Below are 16,914 nucleotides of genomic sequence, written 5' to 3'. Positions count from 1 at the left end.
GGGCAGACAGCGATGCAGAAGTTAGTATTTTCCATCTATCGTTATAACCCTGATGTCGACAAAGCGCCGCGCATGCAGGATTACACGCTGGATAACCCGGAAGGCCGGGACATGATGGTGCTGGATGCGCTACTGAAGTTAAAAGAGCAGGACCCAACCTTATCGTTCCGCCGCAGCTGCCGCGAAGGTGTGTGTGGCTCTGATGGTTTAAACATTAACGGTAAAAACGGCCTTGCCTGTATTACGCCATTGTCGGCTGCCGGTTTAAAAGGCGGTAAAATTGTGGTGCGGCCACTGCCGGGTTTACCGGTAGTGCGTGACCTGGTGGTTGATATGAGCCAGTTCTACACCCAATACGAGAAGGTAAAACCGTACTTAATTAACGACAGCAAGTTACCACCAGCCGGTGAGTATCTGCAGTCGCCGGAACAGCGCGCTAAGCTGGACGGCCTGTATGAGTGTATTTTGTGTGCCTGCTGTTCAACCTCATGCCCGTCGTTCTGGTGGAATCCGGACAAGTTTATCGGCCCGGCTGGTTTGTTACATGCTTACCGCTTCCTGGCGGATAGCCGTGACACGGCCACTGAGCAGCGGTTAAACGATCTGGACGATGCATTTAGCGTATTTCGCTGCCACGGCATCATGAACTGCGTTAACGTATGTCCAAAAGGGTTAAACCCCACCAAAGCTATTGGTGAAATTAAATCTATGTTGTTAAACCGGGCGCTGTAATGCGCCCTTTTTTGGTATGTGCATGAAAAACCGCCTGGTTGGGTGCAACCAGGCCGTTTTTTTGCTACTTTTTCCAGGTGCGCGGAAATTAAGGGAAACTAAATGCACGAAGGTGTAATGAAGGCGTGGTTAGAGTCGTCCCATTTGGGCGGCGGCAACATGGCCTACGTTGATGAGCTCTATGAATCCTACTTAGCTGAACCTACCAGCGTTGGTGACGAATGGCGTGAATTTTTCGCCAAGTTACCTAAGATCGATGGTGTTGACTTAGAAACCCGTCATTCTGACGTCAGACAGCAATTTGCCGAACTGGCCCGTAATAAGCACCGCGAAGTGGTGGTGGTAAATACCGGTGCTGCTTCTGACAGCCGTCAGGTCAAGGTATTACAGCTAATTAATTCTTACCGTTTCCGTGGCCATCAGCAGGCCAATCTTGATCCGCTGGGTTTGTGGAAACAGTCTCGTGTGCGCGATTTAGAGTTGTCTTATCACGACCTGTCGGAAAGTGATTACGATACCGAGTTTAATGTTGGATCATTTGCTATCGGCAAAGAAACGATGAAACTGGGTGAGCTGCATAAAGCACTGGAAAAAACCTACTGTGGTTCTATCGGTGCCGAGTATATGCACATCGTCTCTACCGACGAAAAACGTTGGATCCAGCAGCGCTTAGAGTCAATTCAGTCTGCACCTTCGTATGATAAAGACGCTAAAGCCCGTATTTTAAATGGCTTAGTGGCAGCTGACGGTTTAGAGAAATACCTGGCAGCGAAATTCCCAGGCGCCAAACGCTTTGGTTTAGAAGGCGGTGATGCGCTGATTCCTATGCTTAAGGCGATGATTCACCGCGCTGGCGAGCAGGGCGCGAAAGACTGTGTTATCGGCATGGCGCACCGCGGCCGCTTAAACACATTAATCAACGTGTTAGGTAAAAACCCATCAAAACTGGTTGACGAATTTGCCGGTCGCTATGAAGTGGTGGGTGCCGGTGACGTGAAATACCATATGGGTTTCTCGTCTGATTTTGCTACCTCAGGTGGTAATGTGCATTTGGCGCTGGCGTTTAACCCTTCGCACCTGGAAATTGTTAATCCGGTGGTTATGGGGTCAGTGCGTGCCCGGTTAGACCGTCGTGGCTGTACAGACGGCTCTTTAGCTCTGCCAATTACCATTCACGGCGATTCGGCTTTCGCCGGTCAGGGTGTGGTAGCGGAAACCTTTAATATTTCACAAACCCGCGCTTTTAAAGTGGGCGGTTCTATCCGTATTGTTATTAACAACCAGGTGGGCTTTACCACCTCGAATCCGGAAGATACCCGTTCAACAGAATACTGTACCGACATTGCTAAGATGGTGCAGGCGCCTATTTTCCACGTAAACGGTGATGATCCGGAAGCCGTGGTATTTGTCGCCCAACTGGCAGTGGATTACCGCAACACCTTTAAACGCGATGTGGTGATTGATCTGGTCTGTTACCGCCGTAATGGCCATAACGAAGCCGATGAGCCAAACGCGACTCAGCCGCTGATGTACCAGAAAATTAAGAAACACCCAACACCGCGCGACATTTACGCCAAAAAGCTGGTGGCTGAAGGCCTGTTTAGCGACAGCCAAATCAGTGAGCTGGCCGAGCAGTATCGTAATGCGCTGGATAAAGGCGACTGCGTGGTAGAAGAGTGGCGGCCAATGACAGAAAGCTCTGTTGACTGGACACCGTTTTTAGGTCACGACTGGGACGCCACCTATGATGCCAGCCTGTCGGTAGACAAGCTGGTAGAACTGGGTAAAAAAGCCACCGCTATTCCATCAAGCCATACACTGCAACGTCAGGTCGGTCGGGTGTATGAAGACCGCGCCCTGATGCTGGCAGGCGAGAAGAAAATCGACTGGGGCTTTGCCGAAATTCTGGCCTATGCTGCCACCGTTGCCGAAGGTCACCGCATTCGTATTGTCGGTCAGGACTCTGGCCGTGGTACTTTCTTCCACCGTCATGCGGTTCTGCATAACCAGACTGATGCCAGCACCTATACGCCGCTTGAGCATATCAGTGCTGAGCAGGCGCCATTTCAGGTGTACGACTCTGCCTTGTCAGAAGAGGCGGTACTGGCGTTTGAATACGGCTATGCTACGGCGGAGCCACGCGCTATGGTGATTTGGGAAGGCCAGTTTGGTGACTTCGCCAACGGCGCCCAGGTGGTGATTGACCAGTTTTTAAGTTCAGGCGAGCAAAAATGGGGCCGGCTATGTGGCTTAACCCTGTTACTGCCGCATGGTTATGAAGGTCAGGGCCCGGAGCACTCATCAGCCCGCTTAGAGCGCTTCTTACAGTTATGTGCTGATCACAATATGCAGGTGTGCGTACCGACGACACCGGCACAGGTGTTTAATATGCTGCGCCGGCAGATGGTGCGGCCAATGCGCCGGCCGTTAATCGTCATGTCGCCGAAGTCACTGTTGCGTCACCCGTTAGCGACATCCACGCTGGACGAGCTGGCCGCCGGTAAATTCCATAACGTGATTGGCGAGATTGACGACATCAAGCCAGAAAATGTTAAGCGTGTGGTGTTCTGTAGCGGTAAGGTGTACTACGAACTGCTGGAAGAGCGCCGCAAGCGCGAGCAAAACGATGTCGCCATTGTCCGTGTTGAGCAGTTGTATCCGTTCCCGCACGACGAGATGGCTGAAGTATTAAGCCAATACCAGCATGTGACAGACTTTGTCTGGTGTCAGGAAGAGCCGCAGAACCAGGGCGCCTGGTACTGCAGCCAGCATCATTTCCGTGCTGCTATTCCAAAAGCCGGTTACTTAACTTATGCCGGCCGCGAAGCTTCTTCGTCGCCAGCAGTGGGTTATCTGTCGGTACATAACAAGCAGCAGCAGGCATTGGTTAACGACGCCCTGACGCTGAAATAAGCTGTAGCTAAATTGATTGTCCGGCCCGCGCTGCGGGCTGGTTTACCAAATAAGACCAACCGCTAAAAGGTGAAAAAGTGGAAATTAAAGTACCCGTACTTCCAGAATCTGTTGCAGATGCAACCATCGCCACCTGGCACGTAAAAACCGGCGAAGCCGTGACACGTGATCAGGTATTAGTTGATATTGAAACCGACAAAGTGGTACTTGAAGTGGTTGCGCAGGCCGATGGCGTAATGGGCGAAATCATTCATGATACTGGCGCTACTGTCACGGCAGAGCAGGTGATCGGTAAGATGGAAGCCGGTGGCGCACCGGCGGCGAAAAAAGATGATGCACCGGCAAAACAAGACGACAGTAAAGCTGCAGCTTCTGATGCCAAAGCTGATGACAGCAGCGATGATGCATTAAGCCCGTCAGTACGTCGGATGATTGCAGAAAAAGGCTTAGATGCCAGCAAAATTAAAGGCACTGGTAAAAACGGCCGTGTGACCAAAGAAGATGTGGAGAAGTTTGTTGCCGGCGCGCCAGCCAAAGCCGCCGCACCAGCTGCTGCTCCTGTGGCGGCAGTAGCCGGTGATCGTAGCCAGAAGCGTGTGCCTATGACGCGTCTGCGCAAAACCATCGCTAACCGTCTGCTGGAAGCGAAAAACTCTACCGCCATGTTAACCACCTTTAACGAAGTGAACATGAAGCCAATTATGGATCTGCGTAAGCAGTATCAGGACGTGTTTGAGAAGCGTCATGGTATCCGTTTAGGTTTTATGTCGTTCTACGTAAAAGCGGTAACTGAAGCGTTAAAACGCTTCCCGGAAGTCAATGCTGCTATCGATGGTGATGATATCGTGTATCACAACTACTTCGATGTCAGCATCGCCGTGTCTACGCCGCGTGGTCTGGTAACACCGGTACTGCGTGACTGCGATAAGATGAACCTGGCTGAAATCGAAAAAGCCATCAAAGACTTAGCGGTTAAAGGCCGTGATGGCAAGCTGGCGATGGATGACTTAACCGGCGGTAACTTCACTATTACCAACGGCGGTGTGTTTGGCTCATTAATGTCTACACCCATTATCAACCCACCACAATCAGCCATTTTGGGTATGCATAAAATCCAGGACCGCGTGATGGTAGTAGATGGCAAGATGGAAATTCTGCCGATGATGTACCTGGCGCTGTCGTACGACCACCGTATTATCGACGGTAAAGAGTCTGTCGGCTTCCTGGTGACCATCAAAGAGTTGCTGGAAGATCCAACCCGTATTCTGCTGGATATCTAATTATCCAGAAATAGTAACTAAAAATGCTGTTGTTTTAGGGCAACAGCATTTTTTATCGAACCGATTGGCACTATAATATGCGCCGATCAAACATCAGGCTGTACCACAAGGGCAGTCTCCATATTCAAATGAACGGAAAATAGCCATGAATTTGCACGAGTATCAGGGTAAGCAACTGTTTGCCCAATATGGTTTGCCTGTATCTAAAGGCATTGCCGCAGCTACAGTTGAAGAAGCGGTAGCAGCTGCAGATAAAATCGGCGGCGACATGTTTGTTGTCAAAGCTCAGGTTCACGCCGGTGGCCGTGGTAAAGCGGGCGGTGTAAAGCTGGTTAAGAGCAAAGATGAAATCCGCGCGTTCGCAGAGAAATGGCTGGGTAAAAACCTGGTAACCTACCAGACAGACGAAAAAGGTCAGCCGGTAAGCCGTATTCTGGTTGAAACCTGTACCGATATCGCTAAAGAGCTGTATTTAGGTGCAGTGGTAGATCGCTCATCACGTCGTATCGTGTTTATGGCCTCTACTGAAGGTGGTGTGGAAATTGAAACCGTAGCCCACGAAACCCCGGAAAAAATTCTGAAAGCGGCAATCGACCCATTGGTAGGCGCTCAGCCATATCAGGGCCGTGAACTGGCTTTCAAACTGGGCCTGGAAGGCAAGCAAGTTAACCAGTTCGTGAAAATCTTCTTAGGTTTAGCCAAACTGTTCCAGGAAAAAGATCTGGCGCTGTTAGAAGTTAACCCGCTGGTTATCACCCCAGCCGGCGACTTACACTGCTTAGATGCGAAACTGGTTATTGACGGCAATGCCCTGTACCGTCACCCTGAATTAAAAGAAATGCAAGACCCATCACAGGAAGATCCACGTGAAGCGCACGCGGCTTCATGGGAGCTGAACTATGTAGCTTTAGGTGGCGACATCGGCTGTATGGTTAACGGTGCTGGCCTGGCAATGGGTACTATGGACATCGTTAAACTGCACGGTGGCCAACCTGCTAACTTCCTGGATGTTGGCGGCGGCGCGACCAAAGAGCGCGTGGTTGAAGCGTTTAAAATTATCCTGTCTGATGACGCTGTTAAAGCCGTATTCATCAACATCTTCGGTGGTATCGTGCGTTGTGACATGATCGCAGAAGGTGTAATCGGCGCAGTGAAAGAAGTTGGCGTTAAAGTACCGGTTGTTGTTCGCCTGCAAGGTAACAATGCTGAACTGGGTGCAAAAGTGCTGTCTGAAAGCGGCCTGAACATTATCGCTGATACAGACCTGACTGGCGCTGCACAGAAAGTTGTAGCGGCAGCGGCTAAGGCATAAGGGGTAAGCAATGAGCGTTTTAATTAATAAAGATACCAAAGTCATTTGTCAGGGTTTCACTGGTGCCCAGGGTACTTTCCACTCTGAGCAAGCGATTGCTTACGGTACTAAGATGGTTGGCGGTGTTACGCCAGGTAAAGGCGGTCAAACGCATTTAGGTCTGCCGGTATTTAACACGGTAAAAGAAGCGGTAGAAGCGACGGGTGCAGAAGCATCAGTAATCTACGTACCAGCACCGTTCTGTAAAGACTCTATCCTGGAAGCAGCTAACGGTGGTATCAAACTGATCGTTTGTATCACTGAAGGTATTCCTACACTGGATATGCTGGATGCCAAAGTTAAGTGTGACGAATTAGGCGTACGCTTAATCGGCCCTAACTGCCCAGGTGTTATCACACCGGGTGAATGTAAAATTGGTATCATGCCAGGCCACATTCACAAGCCAGGTAAAGTCGGTATCGTGTCACGTTCAGGCACGCTGACCTATGAAGCGGTAAAACAAACGACTGATTACGGTTTCGGCCAGTCTACCTGTGTTGGTATCGGTGGTGACCCGATCCCAGGTTCTAACTTCATCGACATCCTGAAGTTATTCCAGGAAGATCCACAAACTGAAGCCATCGTTATGATCGGTGAAATCGGTGGTTCTGCCGAAGAAGAAGCGGCAGCTTACATCAAAGCTCACGTGACTAAGCCTGTTGTATCTTACATTGCCGGTGTTACTGCACCTGCTGGTAAGCGTATGGGCCACGCTGGTGCCATTATCTCTGGCGGTAAAGGTACAGCTGATGAAAAATTCGCTGCACTGGAAGATGCCGGCGTTAAAACCGTTAAGAGCTTAGCTGACATCGGTAAAGCATTAAAAGAAGTTACTGGCTGGTAATAGTGGTAGCTAATGTAAAAAACCCGCTGATTTAGCGGGTTTTTTGTTTTCAAAACACATTAAAAAAGTCTTAAACGCTTCTCGCTGTGGCTAAATTAAGCTTTAATGCGCTACAACATCGCAGCAAAATGGGCTGGATAACGAGCTATGAAAACAGGTGTTTTTCCGGGTAAGTTTTTACCGCCGCATCGCGGCCATATTACCGCCATACTGCGCGCCCATGCGCTGTGTGACAAACTCTATGTAGTAATTAGTGAGCGCACGTCAGAAGATGGTGAGCTGTGCCGTCAGGCTGGGTTGCCTTATATCAATGGTGTGTTGCGCCAGCGTTGGTTATCACAAGAGTTGCAGGGGTTGGGTATTGACGTACTGCTGCAAAACGATGATGCGGCGCCGCCTTTCCCACTGGGCTGGGCGCAATACGCCAGTCAGCTTAAACAGACAGTGCCAGAGCCTTTTAGCGTCATTTTTGGCGGTGAGGAAAGTTACCGCGAAGGGCATAACCAATTTTTCCCTGGTATTGATTATCAGGTGCTGGACCCACAGCGTACGCAGTGGCCAATTAGCGGCACTGAAATTCGCGAGCACCCTTACAAACACTGGGATTATATTGCCGGCGCCGCCAGACCGTTTTTTGCCCGCAAAGTGCTTATTACCGGGCCTGAATCCTGTGGTAAAACTACCTTAACCCGCAAGCTGGCCAAGGTGTACTGTAGCTCCTGGTCGGAAGAGCTCGGCCGTGATTATCAGCATGACGTGGTAGGGGGTAACGGCGATTTATTTGACCTGGAAGACTTTAACCGAATTGCTCATTTGCAGTACGAGCAAGACTTACAGGCGCTTCGCAGCGCCAATAAAGTGTGTTTTTTCGATACCGATGCCGTAGTGACCGCGTTTTTCAGCCAGGTGTTTTTAGGTGAAGTGGCCAGTCGGGTAGAGAGTTTTATCGATCCGCCCAAATACGATTTGGTGATTGCGCTTAAACCGACAGTGCCCTGGGTGGCCGATGGTATGCGCGAGCTGGGGTCGCCAGAAGTGCGGGCGCTGAGCTTTGATAAACTGATGGCGCTGTATCAGCACTATGGTTTTGCGACCGAGCGTTTCGTGGTGATAGCAGCGGCCGATTATTACCAACGCATGGAGCAATGTATCGCCAGTGTTGAACAGCTGCTTAATGGCGCCGGCAGTTAGCACGGCCGGCACTGGGCAAAATAATAACACAACGCATCACAGGCAGTAGTCAGCGGCATTTCTGCTGCTATAATGCCGCATCTTAACTGAGATCCCGTAACAAAAGGACAGCGCATTCTATGGCGGACGCAGAACATCGCCCCACAAATTTTATCCGGCAGATCATTGATACCGATTTAGCTTCTGGCAAGCACAGCAGTGTGCAAACCCGTTTTCCGCCCGAGCCAAACGGCTATCTGCATATCGGTCATGCTAAATCTATTTGCCTTAATTTTGGTATCGCGCAGGATTATCAGGGGAAATGTAATCTGCGCTTTGACGATACCAACCCGGAAAAAGAAAACGTTGAGTTTGTTGAGTCGATTCAACGCGACGTAAATTGGTTGGGCTTTCAATGGGATGGCGCGGTACGCTACTCGTCTGACTATTTTGAGCAGCTGTATGGCTACGCCGTCGAGCTGATCAACAAAGGCCTGGCTTATGTCTGTTTTTTAAACAATGAACAAATGCGCGAGTACCGTGGCAATTTAACCCAGCCCGGTAAAGCCAGCCCAACGCGCGATACCAGCCCGGCCGAAAACCTGGCGCTGTTTGAAAAAATGCGCGCCGGTGGTTTTAAAGAGGGCGAGTGCTCGCTGCGTGCCAAAATTGATATGGCGTCCAGCTTTATGTGTATGCGTGATCCGGTAATTTACCGGGTTAAGTTTGCCCATCATCACCAAACCGGTGATAAATGGTGCATCTACCCGATGTACGATTTTACCCACTGTATCTCCGATGCGCTCGAAGGCATTACCCATTCGCTTTGCACACTGGAGTTTCAGGATAACCGCCGCTTGTACGACTGGATCTTGGACAACATCACCATTAATTGCCACCCGCAGCAGATTGAGTTTTCCCGCTTAAATCTGGAATACGCGGTAATGAGCAAACGTAAGCTGCAAACCTTAGTCGAGCAAAACGTGGTGTCTGGCTGGGATGACCCACGTATGCCGACCATCGCCGGCCTGCGTCGCCGCGGTTATACGCCAGCGGCTATTCGCGAGTTTGCCAAGCGCATTGGTGTTACCAAGCAAGATAACGTGATTGAAATGAGCGCGTTAGAGGCGTGTATCCGTGAAGATTTAGATGCCAAAGCACCCCGTGCAATGGCGGTGCTGGATCCGCTAAAAGTGACTATTACTAACTACCCGGCTGAGGGTATCGAGTGGGTTGAATCACCCAATCACCCGAAAGACGACACTATGGGTAGCCGTAAATTGCCGTTTGGGCCGGTAATTTATATCGACCGTGCTGATTTTCGCGAAGAAGCGAATAAAAAGTATAAGCGTCTGGTATTAAATGGCGATGTACGTTTGCGTAATGCTTATGTCATCCACGCCGATGAAGTGGTAAAAGACAGCGAAGGTAACATTGTCGAGCTTAAATGCAGCTACCTGCCGGAAACCTTAGGGGAAAACCCGGCTGATGGCCGCAAGGTGCGCGGCGTTATTCATTGGGTGGAAGCAAGCCATGCCGTGCCGGCGGAGTTTCGCGTGTATGACCGCTTATTCAGTGTGGCCAACCCGGCAGCAGAGGATGACTTTTTAGCGGTGGTAAACCCCGATTCGCTGGTGGTGAAGCAGGGCCTGGTAGAGCCATCTTTGCAACAGGCGATGGCCGAGCAGGCTTATCAGTTTGAGCGCGAAGGCTATTACTGCGCCGATAACCGTGATTCAAACGCCGATAAACTGGTGTTTAACCGTACTGTTGGCCTGCGCGATAGCTGGGGTAAAGAGGAAGAATAAAAGCCCTGAGCTGTTACAGACAAAAGGCCGCAATGCGGCCTTTTTTGTTGTCAGGCTTAGGCGTTATTTTTTCAGTAACAAACCCAGGCCAATAATGGCCGCCACAGCACCGCCGACTAAAAACCAGATGGCATTATCCGTTGGGTTGCCGGTAACCATTTCCGTCATCTGTGACGCGGTAGAGTTATACTCGGTATAGCCGAAGTACAAAAGCACTACACCGGCCACCAGCACGGCTAAGCCAATAATTTTATTCATCTCGTTCTCCCTGTTTTTGTTGTTTTAACCGGCGTTATAAACCGGCACTTAGCGCGGATAAACCACTATTAAAGCCGATTAAGTCTGGTATTATCAGTAGCAAATGTCCAATCAAGATATAGGTTTAGCATGGATTTGTTATTTGCGGTGCTGTTTTTTGCTTTTTCTACTACCATTACGCCCGGACCTAACAATGTGATGATCATGTCGTCTGGCGTAAACTATGGCATTAAAGCCAGCCTGCCACATTGGCTCGGAATTTGTGTCGGTTTTCCGCTGATGGTGTTATTGGTTGGGCTGGGGTTTGGCGTGGTATTTGAGCGTTACCCACATTTGCACCAACTGATTAAAGTATTAGGCGTGGCCTATTTACTCTGGCTGGCCTGGCGTATTGCCAGTGCTGAGCCCAAGGCGATAGAGCAGGGCAAAAGTAAACCATTTAGCTTTATGCAGGCTGCGCTATTTCAGTGGATTAACGGTAAAGCCTGGGTAATGGCCAGTGGCGCCATTGCGGCTTTTACCACCGTAGGTGGCGTGTACTGGCTGGAAGTCAGTATTATCACTGCCGCCTTTTTACTGGTAGCCTTTCCCTGTGTTGGTGTCTGGCTGGTGTTTGGTGCTGTGCTGCGTAAAGTCCTGACTAAAGCACTGTTTCAGCGCTTGTTTAACATCACCATGGCCATTATTTTAGTGTTATCGGTAGTACCGGTGTTACTGGAGATCTGGCGTTATTATTTTACTCCGGTGACGCAGGTGTAGAACCGGGCAGGGTTTCGCAGCAATGAACGGCAGTGAAGAAAAAGTAAAACTGGAGCATGAAGCCGCGCGGCTGTTTATGCGGCTTTATGAGCAGCGTTTTGGCATTAAAATGCGCCATATCTGGCATAACGAGCCGGCGCGGCCCGACGTGTCCTGTTATTACGACGATCAGAAGCTGGACTTGGAAATTGCCCATCTGTATGGCAGTGAAGTAGAAGCCATGCATATTTTAGGGCGGGAGCTGGGTGAAAATACCCATAAAGAGTTGCTGGCTCTGCTACGCACGCCGGCACAGCACCGTTTACTTACCGGCCTTAACCGGCTGATTTGCAACAAAGCAGAAAAAAACTACCATACCGACCGTGTCTGGCTGGTGATCCGTAATGCCAATCCGCTGTGGACCCGGCGCGACATTCTCAAGCACTACCGCCAGTTACATATGCCAAAACAGCACCCGTTTGAACAGATTTGGCTGATAGGCGATATGCAGGGCCAAAGCGGCATACTGGCGCTTTATCCGCCAACGTTAACTGTGCTGGAGCATGGCTGATGTTGGCGTTTTATCAGCGCTGGGCGCACAAGCTGTATCCGCTACGCTGGCTATTTGTGCTGTTGGCGATGCTGGCACTCTCTGCGTTTATCGGGTTATTGATTGCCGGGGGCGAGCTTAGCCGGCGCTGGCAGTTAAGCGCTGTAGTGTTGGCGGTCAGCGCGATGTTGTTATGGCTATGGGCTGTGCTGTTCAGCCAGCCCCTGCCGCAGGAGCGCGCAGATAGCGGTTTATGGCAAAAGCTCAAATGCAAATTGTTGTATATGGGCTATTACCTGTTGGCTGTTTTCACTTCACTGCTGCTGCTTGCTACAGTTTATCTTGGTCTGCGCACGCTTAAAGGTATAATAGCCGCCCTGTTTTTTAGCTAATGTGGCCGTTATGACACAAGCTGCTGTGCGCTGGGATATTTTCTGCGCGGTTATCGATAATTTTGGTGATATTGGTATTTGCTGGCGGCTAAGCCGGCAGTTAGCCGCTGAGCACGGTATCAGTGTCAGGCTCTGGGTTGACGACTTGGCCAGCTTTAAGAAAATTTGTCCCAAGCTGGATATCAGCCAGACAGAGCAGCAGCTAAGCGGTGTGACGGTAAGGCTGTGGTCTGAGCAGACAGACTGGGCAGCAGAGCAGGTCGCCGACGTTGTGATAGAGGCTTTAGCCTGCACCATACCCATGCCATATCAGCAGGCGATGGCGGCACAGAGTACCATGCCATTGTGGCTGAATCTGGAGTATTTATCGGCAGAAGACTGGATTGAAAGCTGCCATGCGCTGCCATCACCGCAGCCAAATTTACCTCTGAATAAATACTTTTTCTTCCCCGGTTTTACCGGCGCCACCGGTGGCCTGCTGCAAGAAGCTCAGCTGCAACAGCATTTAGCCGCTTTTGCCGCTGATCTGCAGGCACAGCAGCAGTTTTGGACCGCTTTAGGCATTAACAACAGCAGTATCTATCAGCAAAAAATCTCGTTATTTGCTTACGATCACCCACAGCTTGAAAACCTGCTGGCCTGCTGGCAAGCGCACAGCGCACCGTTATTGTGCCTGGTCCCCGAGGGCCTGCTGGCACAGCAACTGACAACGTTGTATCCAGAGTTTGGCGCACAGCGCAGCCTGACCCTGGGGGCGCTAACCCTGGTGATCCTGCCGTTTATGCCGCAGGACGATTACGACAAACTACTGGCGGCCTGTGATATTAACTTCGTGCGTGGCGAAGATTCGGTTATCCGCGCGCACTGGGCGGCCAAGCCGTTTATCTGGCAAATTTACCGCCAAGCTGAGCAAGCACATCTGGAAAAACTCAACGCTTTTATGCAGCGTTATTGCAGTGCAATGCCAGCCGATCTGGCCGGGACAGTGAAAAGCTTCTGGCTGGCCTGGAATACCGACACGCCGTTAGCTGAAAGTTGGCAGCAATTCGCTGCAAAGAGTGAGCAAATCGCCGACTATAACCTGAATTGGCGCGCACAACTAACCGCTAACGGAGATCTTGCCAGCAACCTCGTGCACTTTGTTGAAAAAAAATTTATAATGCGACGCAATTTTTCCTAACGAGAAGATATTTCAGTCATGATGAAGACAGCTCAAGAACTGCGTGCTGGCCAGGTGATTATGGTTGGCAACGATGCAATGGTGATCCAAAAGGCAGAATTTAACAAATCTGGCCGTAACGCTGCCGTTGTAAAAATGAAAATGAAAAACCTGCTGAACGGTCAGGGCATGGAAACGGTTTACCGTGCTGACGACAAGTTCGAGCAGGTAATGCTGGAAACTAAAGAAGTAACCTATTCTTACTTTGCCGATCCTATGTATGTATTTATGGATCAGGAATATAACCAGTATGAAATCGAAGCTGAGTCTATGGAAAGTGCGTTAAAGTACTTAGTAGACGGCATGGAGTGTTCAGTGGTGTTCTACGGCGAGCGTCCAATCTCTGTTGACCTGCCAACTATCGTAGTTCGTACTGTAACCTATACCGAGCCAGCCGCCCGTGGCGACACCTCAGGTAAAGTGATGAAACCAGCGAAAATCGAAACCGGTTTTGAGCTGATGGTGCCGGCTTTCGTTGAAGAAGGCGACAAAATCGAAATCGACACCCGTACTGACGAGTACCGTAGCCGCGCCAAGTAATACTGGCAGGTTAGAAAAGGCGCTTCGGCGCCTTTTTTTATCTTTGTTAGGGGGCAAAGTGAACACTGAAAAAGAAAAAATGCTAAGCGGCCAGTGGTATAACCCACTGGATAAACAGTTAAGTGCTGAACGGCTGGCAGCACGTAAACTGCAGCAGCAGTATAACCAGAGTGCGCCGGATGATGCGCCGGCACGCAGTGCGCTGTTAAAGCAGTGGCTGCCCAACAGCGGTAAACATCTGTATATTGAGCCACCGTTTTTTTGTGATTATGGCTACAACATAACAACCGGCGCTAAAGTGTTTTTTAACTTTAACTGTGTTGTTCTGGACGTGGCGGAAGTACGAATTGGCAACAATGTATTTTTTGGCCCGGCGGTACAAATTTACACGGTAAAGCACCCGCTGGACGCTAAAGCGCGCAACACGCTGATTGAACAGGCGTTGCCGGTCGTCATTGAAGATGATGTCTGGATTGGCGGCGGTGCCATCTTGTTACCGGGCATTAGCATTGGCAAAGGCAGTGTGGTTGCCGCAGGCAGCGTGGTCACCGGGGATATTCCGCCTGGTGTCGTGGCAGCGGGTAATCCGTGCCGTGTCATTAAAGCGGTTACCGAGCAATCACCTTAGCGTGACAGCAAATATAAGTCGCTTAGCGTCATATTGTTGCCACCCAGTTTAAGCTGGCTTAACAGCAGCAGGGCGCTGCTGTAAGCGTCTTCTAACGCGTGGTGATTGGCCATGTCAGGCAAGCCATGACGTTTTAAGCAGTTTGGCAGTTTTAACGCGTCATGCTTGACCACTTTGCCCTGGCGCAGCAGGCGCTGCCACTCCATTTTCATCGTATCGATAAATTTAAAGCGTGGCATTTTGCCAAAGCAGCGCTGACAGGCGGTGCGTAAAAACTGCTCGTCTAAGCCGCTGTGATGGGCAACAAACACATAACCGGCATAGTTGCTTAACAAAGTGGTTAATACGGTGGCTAATTCTTCGCCTTGTTTTAACTGATGATCATGCAAACCATGGTACACCGCGCTTTGGCCAACACTGACCGGGCTGGCAATTAAATAGTGCTTGGCTTCAGATAGGATAATTTCCTGCTGGCGGATAGGCACCCAGCCAATGCTGACAATATGATCTTTTTTCGGGTTTAAGCCGGTAAGCTCCAAATCGAGCACCAGAAACGAGGCCTGTTTTACGCCCGTATTGGCCGCAGGCAACGGCGTTTTAGCAAAACGGTCTACCACAGCGCCTAGGGCGGTATTTTTATTAAACAGCCAGCCAAACATTTACATGTCCCGGCAAAAGCGGTGCTTTAAACTGCTTTGCGCCTCATTAATGACGGCAAAGCTGTCTTTTAGCTGATGGCGGGCCAGGCCGGAAATTTCCATCGGATCCAGCAGGTTGGTCACATCATGGCCCTGTTGTAAATCGTGCTGATGTTTCTCCCAGCGCAGCTGGGCCAGTAAGTCAAAGGCATCTAACAGGTTTTGGCTGTCTTTGCTGTCTAATACATTTTGTGCTGCAAGCTGTTGCAGCCGTTTACGCGTGTTGATTTCATGCAGGCCAACAGACAACGCATAAACCCGCGCCAAATCAGTGATCAGGCTGATACCACGCTTTTTCAGATCTAAGCCTTTTTTGTGTTTGCCATCCTGCTCCAAGATAAAGTTTTTGAAAAATCCCAGCGGAGCAGTGCGCTGCAATGCCGCCTGTGCCAGGTGATACCAAAACAGCGGTGCTTGTGCGGTGCGCTGAAAAATATCTTCCTGCAGGGCGTTAAATAAGCCTTTACTGCCGTCTATTACCCGCAAGTCAAAAAAGATACTGGCTTTTAACAGGGCTTCTGGTGTTGGGGTGGCTATCCAACGGGCAAAGCGGCCTGACCAACCCTTCAGGCTCAGCCGCAGCTCTGCGTTAGACGCCATAATATTGCCGGGGCACAGGCTAATGCCGCAGCGGGCCAGGCCCTGACAGACAAAGTCGGCTAAAGCAGCAAAGTAGTCGGCAATGTCGCCTTGCGGCTGTTTTTCCAGCAATAGCGCATTGTCCTGATCGGCATTTAAACTTTGATCCATCCGGGCCTGTGAGCCAAACGCCAGCCAGCTGAACACACAGGGCGGCTCGCCCAGTTGTTGCTGCGCCAGAAAGATTAAACGCTGGGTAATGGCATCGGTAATAGTGGTAATAATATGGCCAGCCTCATAAGCGGGTACCTGCTGCTTACTTAAAGTTAACGCCAGGGCGCTAATTTGCTGGCTACAGCGCTCTAAGCCATCGACACTGGTTTGGCGGTGAATTTCACCGATTAAATACACCGGATGGTCTTGCTGGCTGCGAATAATATCGGTGGCGGTCAGCATAGCGCAGCAGACGCCGTGCTCCATCACCGGCAGATGGTGAATATTATGCTGGCTCATTTGCTGCACGGCTTCGTACAAATAGGCATGGCGGTCAATGTGCTGGGGCTGGCGCGTCATTACCTGGCTTATCTGGGTGCTGGCAGGCAGGGCGTGTGCCAGTACCCGGTTACGCAGGTCGCGGTCGGTAATAATGCCCACCAGTTTGTCCTGCTCTTCCACCAGCAAAGAGGATACCCGCTGCTCTGACATTAAACGGGCAGCGTCTTGTACACTTTGCTCCGGCCGGATAGCAATTTTACGTTGCTGCACAATATCGCTGATTTTCAGCGTAAAGCGACTGCCTTGCTGTTGCTCGCGGTACTGGTGTAAGCGGCGGCTAAACAGGCGCTGAAAAAAGATATCAACATTTTTATACTGATAGCGGCAGTGGTGAAAAGCATCGGCTTTTAGCCAGTAGACTAAGCCATCTTCTTCACATAGCAGGGTATCGTCATCGGTTAAACCGGTGAGCAGCTGCTGGTAACCGTAGAAGTCACCGCTTTGTAGTTTGGTCAGCAATTGTTGCTGATCGCTGTACAGGGTAAAAATGCCGGTGCGGACAATCAGCAGCCGCTCGCTGCTGATATCCACCTCGTCCTGGCGCTGATGGTAATACACACTGATGTTGGCCGCTAACTGGCTAAGGGAAGCGTTATCAAGCTGATTAAATGGCGTGGTATCAGCAAGAAAATTAATAACATCAGCCACTTCCATAGTGC

At 50.4% G+C, this 16,914-nt stretch carries 16 protein-coding genes; 13 read left to right on the top strand and 3 right to left on the bottom strand.

Annotation, left to right across the window (positions count from 1 at the left end; all coding sequences use genetic code 11):
* Nucleotides 1-12 precede the first annotated feature (12 nt).
* The 7 genes from RNAN_RS14440 (at nucleotide 13) to glnS (ending at nucleotide 10,098) form a co-directional block, all read left to right on the top strand.
* Entirely contained in the window at nucleotides 13-732 is a 720-nt protein-coding gene (locus RNAN_RS14440; RefSeq protein WP_008223101.1) for a succinate dehydrogenase iron-sulfur subunit, read from the top strand.
* Between the two features lie 102 nt (nucleotides 733-834).
* Nucleotides 835-3,645, top strand: a complete 2,811-nt coding sequence (sucA, locus tag RNAN_RS14435; protein ID WP_008223099.1) for a 2-oxoglutarate dehydrogenase E1 component — start codon at nucleotides 835-837, stop codon at nucleotides 3,643-3,645.
* A gap of 77 nt (nucleotides 3,646-3,722) precedes the next feature.
* Entirely contained in the window at nucleotides 3,723-4,925 is a 1,203-nt protein-coding gene (odhB, locus tag RNAN_RS14430) for a 2-oxoglutarate dehydrogenase complex dihydrolipoyllysine-residue succinyltransferase (RefSeq protein WP_008223096.1), read from the top strand.
* A 145-nt stretch (nucleotides 4,926-5,070) separates the two neighbouring features.
* Complete coding sequence (sucC, locus tag RNAN_RS14425) at nucleotides 5,071-6,237, top strand: ADP-forming succinate--CoA ligase subunit beta (protein WP_008223095.1); 1,167 nt, start codon at nucleotides 5,071-5,073, stop codon at nucleotides 6,235-6,237.
* A gap of 10 nt (nucleotides 6,238-6,247) precedes the next feature.
* The gene (gene sucD, locus RNAN_RS14420) at nucleotides 6,248-7,120 is read left to right on the top strand and encodes a succinate--CoA ligase subunit alpha (RefSeq protein WP_008223093.1); all 873 of its coding nucleotides are present in this window, start codon (nucleotides 6,248-6,250) and stop codon (nucleotides 7,118-7,120) included.
* A gap of 147 nt (nucleotides 7,121-7,267) precedes the next feature.
* Complete coding sequence (gene nadR, locus RNAN_RS14415) at nucleotides 7,268-8,311, top strand: multifunctional transcriptional regulator/nicotinamide-nucleotide adenylyltransferase/ribosylnicotinamide kinase NadR (RefSeq protein ID WP_008223091.1); 1,044 nt, start codon at nucleotides 7,268-7,270, stop codon at nucleotides 8,309-8,311.
* Between the two features lie 119 nt (nucleotides 8,312-8,430).
* Complete coding sequence (gene glnS / locus RNAN_RS14410) at nucleotides 8,431-10,098, top strand: glutamine--tRNA ligase (RefSeq protein ID WP_008223090.1); 1,668 nt, start codon at nucleotides 8,431-8,433, stop codon at nucleotides 10,096-10,098.
* 63 nt (nucleotides 10,099-10,161) lie between these two features.
* Here glnS and RNAN_RS14405 read toward each other — a convergent pair whose 3' ends face one another.
* A complete protein-coding gene (locus tag RNAN_RS14405) occupies nucleotides 10,162-10,356 on the bottom strand; it encodes a DUF3185 family protein (protein WP_008223088.1) in 195 nt (64 codons plus the stop codon).
* 129 nt (nucleotides 10,357-10,485) lie between these two features.
* Between RNAN_RS14405 and RNAN_RS14400 the strand changes: the two genes are divergently transcribed.
* The 6 genes from RNAN_RS14400 to RNAN_RS14375 are packed head-to-tail and all read left to right on the top strand — an operon-like array spanning nucleotide 10,486 to nucleotide 14,423.
* Nucleotides 10,486-11,115 (top strand): LysE family translocator, encoded by a 630-nt coding sequence (locus RNAN_RS14400; RefSeq protein WP_008223086.1) that lies wholly within the window; start codon nucleotides 10,486-10,488, stop codon nucleotides 11,113-11,115.
* Between the two features lie 22 nt (nucleotides 11,116-11,137).
* Nucleotides 11,138-11,665, top strand: a complete 528-nt coding sequence (locus tag RNAN_RS14395; RefSeq protein ID WP_008223084.1) for a hypothetical protein — start codon at nucleotides 11,138-11,140, stop codon at nucleotides 11,663-11,665.
* A complete protein-coding gene (locus RNAN_RS14390; RefSeq protein ID WP_008223082.1) occupies nucleotides 11,665-12,036 on the top strand; it encodes a hypothetical protein in 372 nt (123 codons plus the stop codon). Before RNAN_RS14395 ends, RNAN_RS14390 begins: the two co-directional genes overlap by 1 nt.
* A 10-nt stretch (nucleotides 12,037-12,046) precedes the next feature.
* Nucleotides 12,047-13,216, top strand: a complete 1,170-nt coding sequence (gene earP / locus RNAN_RS14385) for an elongation factor P maturation arginine rhamnosyltransferase EarP (protein ID WP_040552238.1) — start codon at nucleotides 12,047-12,049, stop codon at nucleotides 13,214-13,216.
* 18 nt (nucleotides 13,217-13,234) lie between these two features.
* Nucleotides 13,235-13,795, top strand: coding sequence for an elongation factor P (gene efp, locus RNAN_RS14380; protein ID WP_439645783.1), 561 nt, complete (start codon nucleotides 13,235-13,237; stop codon nucleotides 13,793-13,795).
* Nucleotides 13,796-13,853: 58 nt separating this feature from the next.
* Complete coding sequence (locus RNAN_RS14375; protein WP_008223076.1) at nucleotides 13,854-14,423, top strand: sugar O-acetyltransferase; 570 nt, start codon at nucleotides 13,854-13,856, stop codon at nucleotides 14,421-14,423.
* Here the strand turns inward: RNAN_RS14375 and RNAN_RS14370 are convergent.
* Nucleotides 14,420-15,082, bottom strand: coding sequence for an exonuclease domain-containing protein (locus tag RNAN_RS14370; RefSeq protein WP_008223075.1), 663 nt, complete (start codon nucleotides 15,080-15,082; stop codon nucleotides 14,420-14,422). The two genes, RNAN_RS14375 and RNAN_RS14370, sit on opposite strands and share 4 nt — an antisense overlap.
* On the bottom strand, nucleotides 15,083-16,909 hold the full coding sequence (locus tag RNAN_RS14365) for a DUF294 nucleotidyltransferase-like domain-containing protein (RefSeq protein ID WP_008223073.1): 1,827 nt from the start codon (nucleotides 16,907-16,909) through the stop codon (nucleotides 15,083-15,085).
* Nucleotides 16,910-16,914 lie beyond the last annotated feature (5 nt).

It is taken from the genome of Rheinheimera nanhaiensis E407-8, from assembly GCF_000296695.1.
Lineage (GTDB): Bacteria > Pseudomonadota > Gammaproteobacteria > Enterobacterales > Alteromonadaceae > Alishewanella > Alishewanella nanhaiensis.
The sequence above is the reverse complement of the archived record's forward strand: the minus strand, read 5'-3'. Positions and strand labels throughout refer to the sequence as shown.

Coding starts and splice junctions, on each gene's coding strand:
- sucD (WP_008223093.1), top strand. CDS start 6,248: ATGAGCGTTTTAATTAATAAAGATACCAAAGTCATTTGTCAGGGTTTC.
- nadR (WP_008223091.1), top strand. CDS start 7,268: ATGAAAACAGGTGTTTTTCCGGGTAAGTTTTTACCGCCGCATCGCGGC.
- RNAN_RS14400 (WP_008223086.1), top strand. CDS start 10,486: ATGGATTTGTTATTTGCGGTGCTGTTTTTTGCTTTTTCTACTACCATT.
- glnS (WP_008223090.1), top strand. CDS start 8,431: ATGGCGGACGCAGAACATCGCCCCACAAATTTTATCCGGCAGATCATT.
- RNAN_RS14365 (WP_008223073.1), bottom strand. CDS start 16,909: ATGGAAGTGGCTGATGTTATTAATTTTCTTGCTGATACCACGCCATTT.
- RNAN_RS14390 (WP_008223082.1), top strand. CDS start 11,665: ATGTTGGCGTTTTATCAGCGCTGGGCGCACAAGCTGTATCCGCTACGC.
- RNAN_RS14395 (WP_008223084.1), top strand. CDS start 11,138: ATGAACGGCAGTGAAGAAAAAGTAAAACTGGAGCATGAAGCCGCGCGG.
- RNAN_RS14370 (WP_008223075.1), bottom strand. CDS start 15,082: ATGTTTGGCTGGCTGTTTAATAAAAATACCGCCCTAGGCGCTGTGGTA.
- RNAN_RS14405 (WP_008223088.1), bottom strand. CDS start 10,356: ATGAATAAAATTATTGGCTTAGCCGTGCTGGTGGCCGGTGTAGTGCTT.
- earP (WP_040552238.1), top strand. CDS start 12,047: ATGACACAAGCTGCTGTGCGCTGGGATATTTTCTGCGCGGTTATCGAT.
- RNAN_RS14440 (WP_008223101.1), top strand. CDS start 13: ATGCAGAAGTTAGTATTTTCCATCTATCGTTATAACCCTGATGTCGAC.
- sucC (WP_008223095.1), top strand. CDS start 5,071: ATGAATTTGCACGAGTATCAGGGTAAGCAACTGTTTGCCCAATATGGT.
- sucA (WP_008223099.1), top strand. CDS start 835: ATGCACGAAGGTGTAATGAAGGCGTGGTTAGAGTCGTCCCATTTGGGC.
- efp (WP_439645783.1), top strand. CDS start 13,235: ATGATGAAGACAGCTCAAGAACTGCGTGCTGGCCAGGTGATTATGGTT.